Here is a 13,947-nt window from a genome sequence, read left to right as displayed (position 1 = left end):
CCTGCAGCAATCGTCAGGCCGCTTTGACGACCCCAGCAAATCGGTCCAGCGTCCGCATGAGGGGTCAGGGACATCAATCATGCGGCGTATAGGTACGGCTGTCTTCGCAGCAACGGCATGGGTTGCTGTCGGTGCCGTTCCCGATGCGGTCTTCGCCACCGAAAGCGGCGCCAGCCTTTTCGTTCCCGGACTTCGCGGCCCCGGCGCCGGCATCGTCCCGCCACCCGGCTTCTACTTCGAGAACGACTTCTATTCGTACTCAGGACGCCTTTCGGCAAGCACGCAGACGCAGATTGGCGGCTCCGTCCTCACCAATGTCAAGGTCCAGGCGCGCGTCAACTTCGCCACGCCGACCTGGGTCACGCCTGTCGAGATTCTCGGCGGCAACCTGGCCTTCGCCGTCACCCTGCCTTTCGGCCAGCCGCGCGTCAGCGCGGGAGCGCTGATCGCCGCGCCTCGTCTCGGCCGCGGGTTCGGCGTGAAGCTGCGGGATTCGGAATTCCTGTTCGGCGATCCCGTCATGACGAGCTTCGTCGGCTGGCATGCCGGCAACTTCCATTGGCAGGTCGGCGCCGCCGTCAACATTCCTTCCGGCACCTATCAGGATGGCCAGCTGTCCAACCTGTCGTTCAATCGCTGGATCGGCGATCTCTACGCGGCGGCAACCTGGTTCGACCCGAAGATCGGCCTCGACATCTCGGGCGCCGTCGGCTTCGAGATCAACGGCAAGAACGACGATACCGACTACAAGAGCGGCAATGCGGTCCATGGCGACCTCGCCGTCACCTATTCGCTCACCAAGGAGCTGACGGTCGGCGCCCAGGTCTCGCATTATCAGCAGGTCACGGCGGATAGCGGTGCCGGCGCCTCCCTCGGGCCCTACAAGGGGCGCACGACGGCAATCGGCGGCTCGATCGGCTATACCTTCGTCGTCGCCGGGACGCCTGTCTCGACGCGCCTCAAGATCCTGCGCGAAGTCAGCGTCGAAAATCGGCCGCAAGGGACGATCGGACTGGTCAGCGTCGCCTTCCCGCTCGGCCATGTCGCGCAGGCGGCGCCACCTCCGGAACCCGTCCCCGGCGCCCGCGTGGTGAAGTACTAACCGCGCCCGTCGCTCAGGCTGCGTCGGCATCAGCTTGAAGCATGGCCCTTTTCGGGCGGCCGGCGAATGGCTATCAGGCTCCCATGGCGACGGCGACGACCGCCGTGCCGGTTTTGCCGGAAGCCCCGATAGCCGCGAGATCATGGCCCAGACGACACCCGCCACATTGGCGCTGAAGCAACTCGGCATCGCGTTCGAACTGCGCAGCTATGCCTACGATCCCAACGCGGAACGCGTGGGGCTGCAGGCGGCGGAGGCGCTGGGCGAGCCGCCGCAGCGCGTGCTCAAGACGCTGATCGCGCAGGTCGACGGCAAGCCGGTCTGCATCGTGCTCGCTTCCGACCGCGAGGCCAGCATGAAGAAGGTCGCGGCGGCTTTCGGCGGCAAGGCGGCGGCGATGATGCCGGTGCCGGATGCCGAGCGCCTGACCGGCTACAAGGTCGGCGGGGTCAGCCCCTTCGGCCAGAAGCGCAAGCTGCCGACGATCGTGGACGAAGCCGCCTCGGGCGAGACGCTGGTCTACGTCAATGGCGGACAGCGTGGCCTGCAGATCGCGCTTGCGCCCGCCGATCTCCTGAGCGCGGCGGGTGCTCGTAGCGCTGCCATTTCAGTCTGATCGCGGCCTCGCGCCGCCTTTCCCCATTCTCCGTGATCGCGTAGAGCGCTTTCCAGACAGATCAGATCGCCATCCCGTCATTGCGAGAAGGGCGGCCGGCACACGCTTCAAGGTTTCCCAACTCCATGATTCGCCTCGAGAACATTAGCAAGCAGAACGGAAAGCAGATCGTCTTCATCGAAGCCTCGGCAGGGCTTCTGAAGGGCGAGAAGGTCGGGCTGGTCGGCCCCAACGGCGCCGGCAAGACCACGCTCTTCCGGATGATCACCGGCGAGGAGGCGCCCGACGAAGGGGTGGTCTCGATCGATCGCGGCACCACCATCGGCTATTTCAGCCAGGATGTCGGCGAGATGGCCGGCCGCAGCGCGGTCGCCGAGGTGATGGACGGCGCCGGCCCGGTCAGCACGGTCGCGGCCGAGCTCGCCGAGCTCGAAGCGGCGATGGTCGATCCCGACCGGGCCGACGAGATGGAGGAGATCATCACCCGCTATGGCGAGGTGCAGGGCCGGTTCGAGGAACTCGACGGCTATGCGCTTGACGGCCGGGCGCGCGAGGTTCTGGCGGGGCTGGGCTTCAGCGAGGAGATTATGGAGGGCGATGTCGGCGCGCTCTCCGGCGGCTGGAAGATGCGCGTCGCGCTCGCCCGCATCCTGCTGATGCGGCCCGACGCGATGCTGCTCGACGAGCCTTCGAACCATCTCGACCTCGAAAGCCTGATCTGGCTGGAATCCTTTCTCAAGGGCTATGACGGCGCCTTGCTGATGACCTCGCATGACCGCGAGTTCATGAACCGCATCGTCGGCAAGATCGTCGAGATCGATGGCGGCGCGCTGACCAGCTACTCGGGCGATTACGAGTTCTACCAGCAGCAGCGGGCGCTGGCCGAGAAGCAGATGCAGGCGCAGTTCGAGCGCCAGCAGGCGATGCTCGCCAAGGAGATCGCCTTCATCGAGCGCTTCAAGGCGCGCGCCTCCCATGCCGCGCAGGTGCAGAGCCGCGTCAAGAAGCTGGACAAGATCGAGCGTGTCGAGCCGCCGCGGCGGCGCCAGACCGTCGCCTTCGAATTCCAGCCCGCACCGCGCTCAGGCGACGACGTCGTCAGCCTCAAGAACGTGCACAAGGCCTATGGCAGCCGGAGCATCTATGACGGGCTGAACTTCCAGATCCAGCGCAAGGAGCGCTGGTGCGTGCTCGGCGTCAACGGCGCCGGCAAGTCGACGCTGCTGAAGCTCGTCACCGGCACGGCCGAGCCCGATACCGGCATCGTCAACATCGGGGCCAGCGTGAAGCTCGGCTATTTCGCCCAGCATGCCATGGAGGTGCTCAACGGCGAGCGCACGGTGTTCGAGGCGCTGGAGGACCGCTTCCCGCAGGCGGGCCAAGGCTCGCTCAGGTCGCTGGCAGGCTGCTTCGGCTTCTCCGGTGACGATGTCGAGAAGCGCTGCCGCGTGCTCTCCGGCGGCGAGAAGGCGCGCCTGGTCATGGCGATGATGCTCTACGACCCGCCGAACTTCCTCGTGCTGGACGAGCCGACCAACCATCTGGACATCGCGACCAAGGAGATGCTGATCACCGCGCTCTCGCAATATGAGGGCACGATGCTGTTCGTCTCGCACGACCGCCATTTCCTGGCCGCGCTGTCGAACCGTCTTCTGGAACTGACGCCGGAAGGCGTCCACGCCTATGGCGGCGGATACACGGAATACGTCGCCCGCACCGGGCAGGAAGCGCCGGGATTGCGGAGCTGAGGGGAAAGCACGCCGTCATTCTCGGGCGAAGCGAAGCGCAGACCCGAGAATCTCCCTCAAGAAAAGGCTCCCGAGCCTCCGCGTCCCGAGATGCTCGGGTCAAGCCCGAGCATGACGAGCCTTCCCTCTACCGGGCGAAGACCGACCAGCCGGTGGCGTCCGCAAGACGTTCCAGCGCCAGCGTGCCGAGCAGGGAATTGCCGTTGGCGTTGAGGCCGGGCGACCAGACCGCGATCGCGGCCTTGCCCGGCGCGATGGCGAGAATGCCGCCGCCAACGCCGGACTTGCCGGGCAGGCCGACGCGGAAGGCGAAATCGCCCGAGGCGTCGTAATGGCCGCAGGTCAGCATCAACGCGTTGATGCGGCGCGCGCGCTGGGCCGATACCACGCGCGAGCCGCCCGGCTCGTAGAGCCCGCCATGCATCAGGAAACGCCCGGCCATGGCGAGCTGGCGGCAGCTCATGGCGATGGCACATTGGTGGAAATAGACGCCGAGCGTCAGCTCCGGCGGATGGGTGATGTTGCCGAAGGCCTTCATGTAGTTGGCGAGCGCGATGTTGCGGAAGCCGGTGGCCTGCTCGGCCCGCGCCACGGCCTCGTCGATGATGACCGCGTCGTCGTCGGCGAGATAGCGGACGAAGCGCAGCAATTCGCCGATGGCGACGCGCGGCTCATGGCCAGCGAGATTGACGTCGGCGACGACCAGCGCACCGGCGTTGATGAAGGGGTTGCGCGGCACGCCCTGCTCGCGCTCGAGCTGGACGATCGAATTGAACGGCGTGCCGGAGGGCTCGCGCCCGACGCGACGCCAGAGCGTATCGCCGACCTTGCCGAGCGCCTGGGTCAGCGCGAAGACCTTGGAGACGCTCTGGATCGAGAAGGGCTCGTCGCTGTCGCCGGCAGCGTGAACCTCGCCATCCGCGGTGACGACGCAGAGCCCGAACTGGTGGGGATCGATGCGGGCGAGCGGCGGGATATAGGTCGCGACCTCGCCGCGCTCGCCGGCGTCGCGCATCTCGTCGGCAATGTCGCGGACGAGCCGCCCGATATCCGTCACGCTGCGATCCCGGCTGTTGCGCGCTTCAGGCAAGCCCGAGCGGGCCGGCGGGTCAAGCCCGGCGGAACAGGCGATGGACATCAATCATCAATGGAGGCGGAGCGCCCCACCTGACGGGCCACCGTCGATCGCGGGGCGTTGGGCGGCGATGATGCAGAGCGACTTGCCGCGCGACTTCGCCTGATAGAGCGCGGCATCGGCCGCCGTCATCAGACTGTTCATGTCGCGGCCATGCTCGGGGGCGAGCGCAATGCCGATCGAGGCGCCGATGTGAAGCTTGTGCCCGCTGTCGAGCTCATAGGGCTCGGAGATCTCGCGCACGATCCGCTCGCCGAAGCGCTGGAGCTGGACGCGCTCGGTCTGCTCGGAGAGGACGACGAACTCATCGCCGCCGATACGGGCTGCAATGTCGGAAGCGCGGACGAGGCCGCGCAGACGGTCGGCCACGAGCTGGAGCAGGGCATCGCCGGCCATGTGCCCGTAGCTGTCGTTGACGGCCTTGAAGCCGTCGAGGTCGAGATAGACCAGGGCAAGCCCGCGCGGCGCCGCCTCGCTCTCGAACCTGCTGGTGAAGGCTGTCGCCAGCCCGGCCCGGTTCGACAGCCCCGTCAGCATGTCATGCCGCGCGTGGAAGGCGTTCTCGCGCTCCGCCCGCATCGTCGAGATCAGCATCGCGTTCAGCTTGTAGGCCGCGACCGTCATGCTGAAGAGATAGAACGGGATCTGCATGAAGGTGATCAGCATGATCGGCTCGGAGAGGAACGGCGCCGCCAGCACGCAGGGCCCGAGCGTCAGCACGATCATCACGCCGGCCATGCGCGGCGCGGCGAAATTGCGGAAGCAGATGCCGCCGACCATCGCGGCGGCGGACAGGCAGGCGAGCGCCGCGGCCACCCAGTCGCCGCTCGTCAGGCTGAGGAAGGTCCCGGCCCCGATGCCGGCCGCCCAGGCGATGCCGAGCAGGAGATAGAAATCCGTCGGTGTCGAGTCGCCACGGGCCGCGCGGCCGCGTGCGCTCACCAGGACAAGCAGGCGCACGAAGCAGCAGATGACCTCGAAGGCGCACCAGAGCATGAACGGCAGGGTCGGAATGCGCAGCGTGATCAGAAACGAGACCGCCAGCGAATTGATCACGCCGCCTGCGAAGATCGGCAGCGTGCCGTAGAGGCTGCCCACCAGCGCGACCCGGATCTCCGGCGGAACATCCGGACCAGCATCCGCAAGCCAGCGCGTCACGCGCCAGCGCGGCAGGCTGAAACGGAGGACTGGGGCACTCATCGGCTGATCCGGCTCCTCTGGCGAACAGGCCATCGGGGCAGCCGGTCGCGAAGGGCTGCGTAGCAGGGAGGTATTACGATTCGGTGAGGAAAGCCGCGCGAATCACGCCCGGCCTGCAACGCAGGGATGCCGAAAGCTCATATCTTCAGCGATTTTGACGATAAACCCAGACGCGCGCGGGCGGGATGTTGCGCAGCACCCAGTCCGATACGAACGCCTTGAGGCCCGAGCCCTTGCGCGGGATCGGCGAAATCACCGAATAGGTGAACTGGATGAAGGGCGCGCCCGGAACGAGCAGGGGGAACGCCTCGCGGGCCAGCGCCGAGCGCGTGGCCGGGGGGCGGTTGAACAGCGGCAGGCTCGAGACGAGCGCGATCGCCTTCTCGTGCAGATGGCCGGAGAGCGTGGCGGCGAGCGCATAGGCATCGCCCTCCACAACGGTGGCGCGTGGAAAGCGCCGGCGCAGGAGCTCGCAGAACTCCGGGCTGAATTCGACGAGGATCAGACGGCTTTCGTCGATGCCGCGCTCGATCAGCGCCTCGGTGACGGGGCCGGTGCCGGGGCCGATCTCGATGACCGGGCCGGGTTGTTCCGGATCGACGAAGGATGCCATCCGCCGCGCGAGCGCCGGGCTCGACGGCGTCACCGAACCCGTGCGGCGTGGATCGTCGATCCAGGATTTGATGAAGCGGGCCTCATCGCCAAGCTTCGCCTTGGCCTCGCTGACGCGGCTCTTGAACTTCTCGGCGGTGCTGCGGACCTCGCTCTCGACCTTGTAGCGGACAGCCGCCACCTTGAGCTTGGCTTCGGCGACGCTGTCGACGAGGTCGGCGGCCGTCACCCGCATTTCGCCTTCGATCCGCGACGCTACACGGGACTGCCCGAGGCGAGCGGCAAGCGACGTAGCGCGCGGACGATGACGAACCGTCGAAGACATGGCACCCCTTGATCGCCGCAGAGACGACGCGTCTGACGCGGACGAACGTTACCTGTGCGGCATATGGGGTCAAGAGCGGCCGCCCGCCAAGCTCTTTTCCGCTTTCCAGCCAACAACCATCGGACAAACGCTTCAGATCAGCGGCCTGGGCGTCGAATTCTGCTCGTAGACCGAGGCCATACGCGCCGTCAGGCGCGGATTGAGCAACGTCAGACGCCCTCCCGACAGCGAGAACAGGCCAGCCTTGCGCAGGCGCGACCAGGTCTTGCTGGTGTGGACGAGCGAGAGGCCGAGTGCATCGGCAAGCTGCTGCTGCGAGAGCGGAAAGGCGAAGCTGTCGTTGCTCACCAGGCCAAGCGCATCGGCCCGGTGATAGAGCGAGATCACCAGCGCCGCGACGCGCTCGCCTGCGTTGCGCTGGCCCACCGACGTCAGATTATCGTCGATCAGACTCTCCTCGCGCGAGCCCAGCCACGCCAGCTCGTAGGCCAGAGACGGCATTTTCACGAACAGGTCCCAGATCCGCCTGCGCGAGAAGACACAAAGCTCGACCTCGGTGAGTGCCTCGATGCCGTGCTCGGAAGCGCTGAGCAGAGAGGCCTGCAGGCCGACGAGGTCGCCCGGCAGCAGGAAATTCAGGATCTGGCGGCGCCCATCCGGCAGGGATTTGTAGCGGAAGGCCCAGCCCGAATAGAGCGTATAGAGTTCCGCATCCTCCTGTCCGGGGTGGATGATGTCGGCGCCTGCCGGCAGCGCGCGATGATCGATCTTCATCGCCTGGATGAATCGGATCTCGTCGTCGGTCTTGTCCTTGAAAGCGGGTTTCAGCCGCAGCGGGCAGGCAAGGCAGGGCGTACCCAACCGTCCCTGCTTACTGACGATGTTCATGAGCGGATCGATCCCCCGAGGCCGATGCGGAAAGCGCCGGCAATCGCCCAACGCGCACAGGCGGCCACGCGTTCCCTGCCGGGACCAAGGGAACCATCAGGGCTTCCGTCGCGTTTTCCTGCTGAAACCCGACGTTTGGCGTCGGAAAGCGTTGGGAGACAGATATGCCGAAAGCCAGTCTTGCCCCGGCTGCACGAGCCCTCCTCTTCTTCGGATTCATGGGCGCAGCCGTCACCGGCCTGACGCTCGGAGCACAATTGCAGGCGCCGACCGACCAGAGTTCGACCACCGTCGCGATGGCCAAGGGCGAGCGTGATCAGGCTGCCGATCTCCGGTTCGCGGCGGTCGATCGCTCAGACCGCGCGCAGAGCACCGCGAAGCGTGCGATCGCCTCGCCTTCGCAGCAGGCGATGGCGGGCGGGCTCGTCACGCATATCGTGCGCTGAGCACGTGAGGATCTAAAAATGCGTAGCGGCGGAACCTGACGGGATTTCCCGCGTTACATGCGCGACGCATCCTCGCGTCGCACTTCAAAGCCGCCTCTGGCGGCTTATTTTTTGGCTTCTTGAAGGCGGAAACCCCATGCTGCTGCGCATTCGGCACGCAACGACCTACCGCTATGCCCAGCCCGTGGCCTTCGGTCCGCACCGGCTGATGCTGCGGCCGCGCGACAGCTTCGACCTGCGTGTCTTCGACACCGCGCTCTCGATCTCGCCGCACGCCCATCTCACCTGGATGCATGACGCCTACGGCAACCCCGTCGCCATCGCGAATTTCAAAGCCGAGGCCGATACGCTCGAAATCGTCAGCATCCTGACGCTCCAGCGCTTCGGCTCGGCCCTGCCCCGGACCGAAATCAAGCCCGGGGCCGCGCTCACCGGCGTGGTCTACAGCGAAAACGAGCGAGCGGTTCTCCAGCCTTTCCTGATGCTCGCCAGCGCCGACCCCGACAAGCATCTCGATCACTGGCTCGCAGATTTCAGGGCCCGGATCGGCCAGGGCTCGGGCCATCTTCTGCGCGACCTCGCCCATGCGATCCACGATGCGCTTTCCTATGCCGTGCGCTTCGACGAGGGGACCCAGCATCCCGTCGATACGCTGGAAAGCGCCAGCGGCTCGTGCCGCGACTATGCCTGGCTGTTCATCGAGCTCGCCCGGCGCATGGGTTTCGCCGCACGCTTCGTCACCGGCTACATCCATGACCGGAGCCTGGAGGCGTCGTCGCTGATCAGTGCCGTCGGGCTGACCCATGCCTGGGCCGACGTCTTCATCCCCGGCGATGGCTGGGTCGAGTTCGACCCGACCAACGATCTCGTCGCCGACCGGCAGCTCCTGCGTGTCGCTGTCGCGCGCGTGCCGGAGGATGCCTCGGCCGTCGCAGGCAGCTTCGTCGGGCCGGCCGGCTCCTTCCTGGGGCTCAGCGTCGGCGTTGCGATCGAACCGGCGCAGGCCGCGCAGCCATAAAGCTCAGACGGCGTGCCTGACGCGCCAGCGGCCAAGCGAATGGCTCTGGGGATCGGCCGTCTGAACGGCCTCGATCTGGGCGATCAGGCCGGCGAAGATGCGCGGCGGGGCGCCATGGCTGATCTCGCGGTCGGCGTCGAGCCCGACTTCGATCGTGGCTTCATCGATATCGACGACGCTGACCGTGATCCGCACTTCGGGCGTGCTGCGCAGCGCCCGCGAAGCGACATCCGCCACCAGGAACCCCAATGGGATGATGCGGTCGACCGAGAGTGTCGCCGTGGTATCGATCCGGCTCGTGACCCACTGGTCGCGGCTGCGGATCAGGTTCGAGATCATCGTGACGACATCGTCGAGGAACAGGTCGACGCGGACCGGCTGCATCTCACCGTCGGCCAGGGTGAAGCGATAGGCGGCAGAGAGCACATGGACACGGCACTCGGCATCGGCGAGCGCCAGCCGGGCCTCGTTGCGATAATCGCGCTTGCTCAGGCCGATATAGCTCTGGACGACCTGCAGGCTGTTCTTCACCCGATGATGCAGCTCGCGCACCAGAAAGCGGTTGTCGTCGAGCGCGGTCTGGAGCCGGCGCTGACGCACCTCCTGCTCGTCGACCATCGCGTTGAAGGCTTCCGCCACACTGCGGATGTCGCTCGGCATGTCGTCGGCGATCGCCGCTCTCGTCCGCCCCAGGGAAGCACGGGCCCGCGCGGCCGCCTCGATGCCGCGCAGCCAGCGAACGCAGTGCTTGTCGATCGCCCGCAGATAGACGAGGCAGAGCAAGCCAAGCGTGATGAGCGGCGCCAGCAGAAGCACCATGAACTGCACGCGCGCGGCTTTGGCAGGTCCGTCGTCGAAGCTGGCTATGACGTAGAAGTCCGGCTCGGCGACCATCCGGGCCGTATAAATGCGGCCTGGACCTGACCGGCTTGGTGCCGTCCAGCGCTCGCGCCCGGTCGGGAGGCGATCCTGCTGCGGCAGCCATGACATGTCGGCATCCTCGCCGCGGCTGGCCACAACAGCGCCACCACGGCCGATCAAGGCGACATTCATATCCCGGCCGCCATCGCCGAGGTCGAACACGTTCTCCAGCAGATCCGGAGTCGTCAGGAGAAGGGCCTCCTGCAGCCCCCCGCCCGAGGCCTGTTCGTCCGCCATCAGAACGGCGAGGTAACGACGACCTGCGAGCGTGACCTGATCGTAGCGAAGCCTGCCGAGATCGGCTCCGTTCCAGGTCGCGACAGAAGAAAGCCCGGCAAGTTGCCGGGCGACGTTGCTCATCATCTCGCTTGATAGATCTGCGTCGAGAGAGCCCGCGCAAACGCGTCCGTCGGCGCTGCGCAGGAAGAACGCACGGAAGCCGCTCGCCCGTTTCAACGCCCCCAGCGCGGCCTCTTCGCAAACAGCGCCGTCGAGGCGCGCATCGATCGCCACCGTGCCGAAGGCGAGCAAAGCCCGTGAAGCGCCGCGATACCAGACCCGTGTCCGCACCGCGAAGTCATCGACGGCCCGGGCCTGTGCGGTTTCGATCGTCGCTATAGCGGCCCGGTAGGTTGCATAGGCTGCGAATGCGGAGGCACATCCGACCGGCACCGCAATGGCGATCAACAGGGCCAGAAGGCGCCCGCGAACGGTGCTGATTTTCGCCAGACGCATCAGGAACCAACAGGTTCGGAACCGACCCTTTGCATCGCTGCCGCACTGGTGCGGTCCGGCCCGAGATCGTCGACCCCGCCGATCGAGAGCAGTTCGGCGAGCTTGGTCCGCGCGCGATTGACCCGGCTCTTGATGGTGCCGATGGCCACGCCGCAGATGTCGGCAGCCTCTTCGTAGGACAGGCCGGTCGCACCGACCATGATCAGGACTTCCCGCTGCTCCTCGGGGAGCTTCGCCAGCGCCTTGCGGAAATCGGCGAGGTCGAGATGGCTCTCTTGGTTGCCATGGGTCGCCATGCGCTCGGCATAGGTGCCCTCGCTGTCCTGCACCTCGCGGCCGCGCTTGCGGTAGAGGGAGTAATAGGTATTGCGCAGGATCGTGAACAGCCAGGCGCGCAAGCTCGTGCCCGGTTCGAACTTGTCGGAATTGCCCCAGGCCTTGAGCAGCGTATCCTGCACCAGATCGTCCGCCAGCTGCATCGAGCCAGACAGGGAAGCCGCGAAGGCACGCAGATTGGGGATTTCGCGGATCAAGCCATCCTTGAACTCGTTGGCTTGGGCAGCGGTCCTGGCGTCACTTGCGCTCATCGGACGACGCTCCGGCTGCGCGCTGTTCGGTGGCTTCAAGCTGCGCCAGCAGGACGAGGAACTTGTCCGGCACGGGCGCGTTCACGATGTCGTCGTAATGGGCCTTCAGCGAGCGACCGATGGATTCCTGCACCTTCGGGTCCAGAACCAGTTCGAAGTCGTCACTATCGCCTCCGTCGGGTTCGGACATCGCTGCATCCAGATTGCTCATATCAGCCCTCGCGCCACTACCGAGCCTGCTTTTCCAGCAAGTCCCGCATTCCGTTTCTTCGTCGGCGAAACCAAAGCCCAGTGGCGGTGGCGACACCAATGCGCCGTAATAACAGCCTAGATTCCAAAAAGTTCCGCATCCGACAAAAAATAAATTCCTTGTCAGCGGCCCATCCTAAGCCATTATTTCGGCACGATAAAAGGGATGCGTTCATGTCGATCGCCAAAGAAATTGCGCCTCATCTTCCTTACCTGCGCCGGTTTGCCCGCGCGCTCACCGGCACGCAAACCAGCGGCGACGCCTATGTCGTAGCGATGCTGGAAGCGCTGGTGGCTGATCCTTCCGGCTTTCCCCGCGGGATCGACCCGCGAATCGGCCTCTATCAAGCCTTCCTGAAGCTCTGGTCCTCGGCCAGCGTCGATATGCGCGAGCCGATCGTCGAACTCACGCGGGCTCCGGCCGAACGCAATCTCGAAGCGCTGACGCCGCGACCACGGCAGGCCTTCCTGCTGCGGACCGTGGAGGGCTTTTCCATCGAGGAGGTCGCGACGATCATGGGCATCAACCCGGGCGATGCCGCCACGCTGGTCCAGACCGCCGGCCAGGAGATCGCGGAGCAGGTTGCGACCGACGTGCTCATCATCGAGGACGAGCCGATCATCGCGCTCGACATCGAGACGATGGTCGAGGAGCTCGGCCATACCGTCACCGGCGTCGCCCGCACCCAGCGCGAAGCCATCGCCCTCGTCGCCAAGAAGCGGCCGGGGCTCGTTCTGGCCGATATCCAGCTCGCCGATGGCAGCTCGGGTCTCGATGCCGTGAACGAAATCCTGTCGTCGATCGATGTGCCGGTGATCTTCATCACGGCCTATCCCGAGCGTTTGCTCACCGGCGACCGGCCCGAGCCCGCCTTCCTCATCACCAAGCCTTTCCAACCGGAAGCGGTGAAGGCGGCGATCAGCCAGGCGCTGTTCTTCGACCGGCGCGCGGGCCGCAAGGCCGCCTGAACCGGCGTTTTCCCATCGTCGAAGCCCGCGGCGCGGCTGCGGGTTTTTTTGTCGCGGCCTCCGGAACAAGCTCCGCAATCGAGCGTTCGCGTCACGATGTCGGTTTGGTATCCGGTTCGGGAGGGCGTGGGCTATGGCGATGACCTGCTTGTCAGCAGCAATCGCGGCGAGTTCGATCGCGACAGCGTTGTTTTCGGGAGCGGTGGCGCCTGGAGCGCTGAGCGGGGAGGTATTGTCGCTGGCACTTGCAGCCTTGACGAGCCTAGCCGTCGCCGGCGCCGCGGCTCTCGACGGTTGAGTTCTGCGATACACTCCGGCCACGTCCAAGCCGCATTGATCGCGATGGCCGTCTTGGTCTGTCCGTGTGTCGCGTCGGCGCAGGCAAAACCCGCTCCTTCCGCTTCCGCCAGCCCCCTGCCCCCGCCGCGCCCTGCGGAGCTTCTGCCGCGTGCACCCGTCGAGCGGAACGTGGTCAAGCCGCCGCAGCCGGCGCCGGCCGAGCCAACGCCGTCGAGCGCATCGACATGCCTGTCCCGACTGGCGGCCATTCCCGGCAACCGGATCGAGCCGGCCGTATCGGAGCTTGCGCAAGCCGACGCGGCCTGTCGCGTCGAAGAGCCGGTTCGCCTCCACGCCCTCGCCCTCCGCGGGAGCAAGGCAGCGCTCACGGTCACGTTCGATCCGGCGCCGCTCGTCAGCTGCGCGATGGCATCAGCCGTTGCCGATTGGCTCGACACCAGCGTTCAGCCGCTTGCGCAGGGACATTTCGCTATGGGATTGACGGGGCTGCGTGTCGGCGGAGGGCAGGAATGCCGAAGGCGCAACCGCGCTTCGGCCGGCCCGATCAGCGAACACGCAACGGGTCAGGCTCTGGACATCTTCGCCTTCAAGCTGGCGGAAGGCGGCAAATCGGAAGTGATCTCGGTCGAGAAGCCTTCGGGACTTGCGCAGAACCGCTTCCTCGATGGAGTGCGTCAATCGGCTTGCGGAGCCTTCATGACGGCGCTGGGACCCGGCTCAGACGCCGCACACGCCAATCACCTTCATGTCGACATCCAGGCGCGGCGCTCGCGCGCATCACGCTTCTGCCAGTGAACGGAGCCTATTCCGAGATGTCGAACCGCATGAGGAACGATTGCCGCTCCGGGGAATCATCGGCGTCGTCGACATCGACGAGTCTCGGGCCGGCGCGCCGCGCCGCCATCACCGCCAGCGCCGCATCGCAATCGAGCCCGGTCGCGATCAAATCCTCGAGCTCCCAGAACGGCGGCAGGGCCGGGTCCGGAGCCGGATCGTGAATTATTGGGATTTCTCCCAGCGGGCGACTCACGGACATCGACGTTCCCATGCCAAGATGAAGCGCCAACGCAACAAGCTTCCTTTGGTTCCTCTAAGC

At 66.1% G+C, this 13,947-nt stretch carries 15 protein-coding genes; 7 read left to right on the top strand and 8 right to left on the bottom strand.

Annotated features, from left to right (window positions below; genetic code table 11):
- The first annotated feature begins 79 nt into the window (after positions 1-79).
- The 3 genes from NWE53_RS20375 to NWE53_RS20365 all read left to right on the top strand — a co-directional run bounded on the left by NWE53_RS20375 (position 80) and on the right by NWE53_RS20365 (position 3,466).
- Complete coding sequence (locus tag NWE53_RS20375) at positions 80-1,102, top strand: SphA family protein (RefSeq protein WP_265051172.1); 1,023 nt, start codon at positions 80-82, stop codon at positions 1,100-1,102.
- 142 nt (positions 1,103-1,244) lie between these two features.
- A complete protein-coding gene (gene ybaK / locus NWE53_RS20370; protein ID WP_265051171.1) occupies positions 1,245-1,718 on the top strand; it encodes a Cys-tRNA(Pro) deacylase in 474 nt (157 codons plus the stop codon).
- A 125-nt stretch (positions 1,719-1,843) separates the two neighbouring features.
- Complete coding sequence (locus NWE53_RS20365; RefSeq protein ID WP_265051170.1) at positions 1,844-3,466, top strand: ABC-F family ATP-binding cassette domain-containing protein; 1,623 nt, start codon at positions 1,844-1,846, stop codon at positions 3,464-3,466.
- A 127-nt stretch (positions 3,467-3,593) separates the two neighbouring features.
- On the opposite strand, the gene NWE53_RS20360 is transcribed toward NWE53_RS20365, so the two are convergent.
- The 4 genes from NWE53_RS20360 to NWE53_RS20345 form a co-directional block, all read right to left on the bottom strand.
- Positions 3,594-4,523, bottom strand: coding sequence for a glutaminase (locus tag NWE53_RS20360; protein ID WP_265054966.1), 930 nt, complete (start codon positions 4,521-4,523; stop codon positions 3,594-3,596).
- Between the two features lie 87 nt (positions 4,524-4,610).
- On the bottom strand, positions 4,611-5,801 hold the full coding sequence (locus tag NWE53_RS20355; RefSeq protein WP_265051169.1) for a GGDEF domain-containing protein: 1,191 nt from the start codon (positions 5,799-5,801) through the stop codon (positions 4,611-4,613).
- A gap of 145 nt (positions 5,802-5,946) precedes the next feature.
- Complete coding sequence (locus NWE53_RS20350) at positions 5,947-6,642, bottom strand: class I SAM-dependent methyltransferase (RefSeq protein WP_320109523.1); 696 nt, start codon at positions 6,640-6,642, stop codon at positions 5,947-5,949.
- Positions 6,643-6,870: 228 nt separating this feature from the next.
- Positions 6,871-7,626 (bottom strand): Crp/Fnr family transcriptional regulator, encoded by a 756-nt coding sequence (locus tag NWE53_RS20345; protein ID WP_265051168.1) that lies wholly within the window; start codon positions 7,624-7,626, stop codon positions 6,871-6,873.
- Positions 7,627-7,790: 164 nt separating this feature from the next.
- Between NWE53_RS20345 and NWE53_RS20340 the strand changes: the two genes are divergently transcribed.
- Entirely contained in the window at positions 7,791-8,072 is a 282-nt protein-coding gene (locus NWE53_RS20340; RefSeq protein WP_265051167.1) for a hypothetical protein, read from the top strand.
- Positions 8,073-8,208: 136 nt separating this feature from the next.
- Complete coding sequence (locus NWE53_RS20335) at positions 8,209-9,090, top strand: transglutaminase family protein (RefSeq protein WP_265051166.1); 882 nt, start codon at positions 8,209-8,211, stop codon at positions 9,088-9,090.
- A gap of 3 nt (positions 9,091-9,093) precedes the next feature.
- On the opposite strand, the gene NWE53_RS20330 is transcribed toward NWE53_RS20335, so the two are convergent.
- From NWE53_RS20330 to NWE53_RS20320, 3 genes are read right to left on the bottom strand one after another with little or no spacing between them, the layout of a single operon-like run.
- Positions 9,094-10,746 (bottom strand): sensor histidine kinase, encoded by a 1,653-nt coding sequence (locus tag NWE53_RS20330; RefSeq protein WP_265051165.1) that lies wholly within the window; start codon positions 10,744-10,746, stop codon positions 9,094-9,096.
- Complete coding sequence (locus NWE53_RS20325; RefSeq protein WP_265051164.1) at positions 10,746-11,333, bottom strand: sigma-70 family RNA polymerase sigma factor; 588 nt, start codon at positions 11,331-11,333, stop codon at positions 10,746-10,748. The genes NWE53_RS20330 and NWE53_RS20325 overlap by 1 nt, the downstream gene beginning before the upstream one ends.
- The gene (locus NWE53_RS20320) at positions 11,320-11,544 is read right to left on the bottom strand and encodes a NepR family anti-sigma factor (protein WP_265051163.1); all 225 of its coding nucleotides are present in this window, start codon (positions 11,542-11,544) and stop codon (positions 11,320-11,322) included. The genes NWE53_RS20325 and NWE53_RS20320 overlap by 14 nt, the downstream gene beginning before the upstream one ends.
- Positions 11,545-11,756: 212 nt before the next feature.
- Here NWE53_RS20320 and NWE53_RS20315 point away from each other — a divergent pair, with 212 nt between their 5' ends.
- A complete protein-coding gene (locus tag NWE53_RS20315; protein ID WP_265051162.1) occupies positions 11,757-12,551 on the top strand; it encodes a response regulator in 795 nt (264 codons plus the stop codon).
- 342 nt (positions 12,552-12,893) lie between these two features.
- On the top strand, positions 12,894-13,646 hold the full coding sequence (locus tag NWE53_RS20310) for an extensin-like domain-containing protein (RefSeq protein WP_265054964.1): 753 nt from the start codon (positions 12,894-12,896) through the stop codon (positions 13,644-13,646).
- 7 nt (positions 13,647-13,653) lie between these two features.
- Here NWE53_RS20310 and NWE53_RS20305 read toward each other — a convergent pair whose 3' ends face one another.
- Positions 13,654-13,887, bottom strand: a complete 234-nt coding sequence (locus NWE53_RS20305) for a hypothetical protein (RefSeq protein ID WP_265051161.1) — start codon at positions 13,885-13,887, stop codon at positions 13,654-13,656.
- Between the last annotated feature and the right edge of the window lie 60 nt (positions 13,888-13,947).

The sequence above is a fragment of the Bosea sp. NBC_00550 genome (assembly GCF_026020075.1).
Classification (GTDB): domain Bacteria; phylum Pseudomonadota; class Alphaproteobacteria; order Rhizobiales; family Beijerinckiaceae; genus Allobosea.
The sequence above is the reverse complement of the archived record's forward strand: the minus strand, read 5'-3'. Positions and strand labels throughout refer to the sequence as shown.

Excerpts from the sequence above, each read along its gene's own strand:
- NWE53_RS20375 (WP_265051172.1), top strand. The coding sequence starts at position 80 with ATGCGGCGTATAGGTACGGCTGTCTTCGCAGCAACGGCATGGGTTGCT.
- ybaK (WP_265051171.1), top strand. The coding sequence starts at position 1,245 with ATGGCCCAGACGACACCCGCCACATTGGCGCTGAAGCAACTCGGCATC.
- NWE53_RS20365 (WP_265051170.1), top strand. The coding sequence starts at position 1,844 with ATGATTCGCCTCGAGAACATTAGCAAGCAGAACGGAAAGCAGATCGTC.
- NWE53_RS20355 (WP_265051169.1), bottom strand. The coding sequence starts at position 5,801 with ATGAGTGCCCCAGTCCTCCGTTTCAGCCTGCCGCGCTGGCGCGTGACG.
- NWE53_RS20345 (WP_265051168.1), bottom strand. The coding sequence starts at position 7,626 with ATGAACATCGTCAGTAAGCAGGGACGGTTGGGTACGCCCTGCCTTGCC.
- NWE53_RS20340 (WP_265051167.1), top strand. The coding sequence starts at position 7,791 with ATGCCGAAAGCCAGTCTTGCCCCGGCTGCACGAGCCCTCCTCTTCTTC.
- NWE53_RS20335 (WP_265051166.1), top strand. The coding sequence starts at position 8,209 with ATGCTGCTGCGCATTCGGCACGCAACGACCTACCGCTATGCCCAGCCC.
- NWE53_RS20330 (WP_265051165.1), bottom strand. The coding sequence starts at position 10,746 with ATGCGTCTGGCGAAAATCAGCACCGTTCGCGGGCGCCTTCTGGCCCTG.
- NWE53_RS20325 (WP_265051164.1), bottom strand. The coding sequence starts at position 11,333 with ATGAGCGCAAGTGACGCCAGGACCGCTGCCCAAGCCAACGAGTTCAAG.
- NWE53_RS20320 (WP_265051163.1), bottom strand. The coding sequence starts at position 11,544 with ATGAGCAATCTGGATGCAGCGATGTCCGAACCCGACGGAGGCGATAGT.
- NWE53_RS20315 (WP_265051162.1), top strand. The coding sequence starts at position 11,757 with ATGTCGATCGCCAAAGAAATTGCGCCTCATCTTCCTTACCTGCGCCGG.
- NWE53_RS20310 (WP_265054964.1), top strand. The coding sequence starts at position 12,894 with ATGGCCGTCTTGGTCTGTCCGTGTGTCGCGTCGGCGCAGGCAAAACCC.
- NWE53_RS20305 (WP_265051161.1), bottom strand. The coding sequence starts at position 13,887 with ATGTCCGTGAGTCGCCCGCTGGGAGAAATCCCAATAATTCACGATCCG.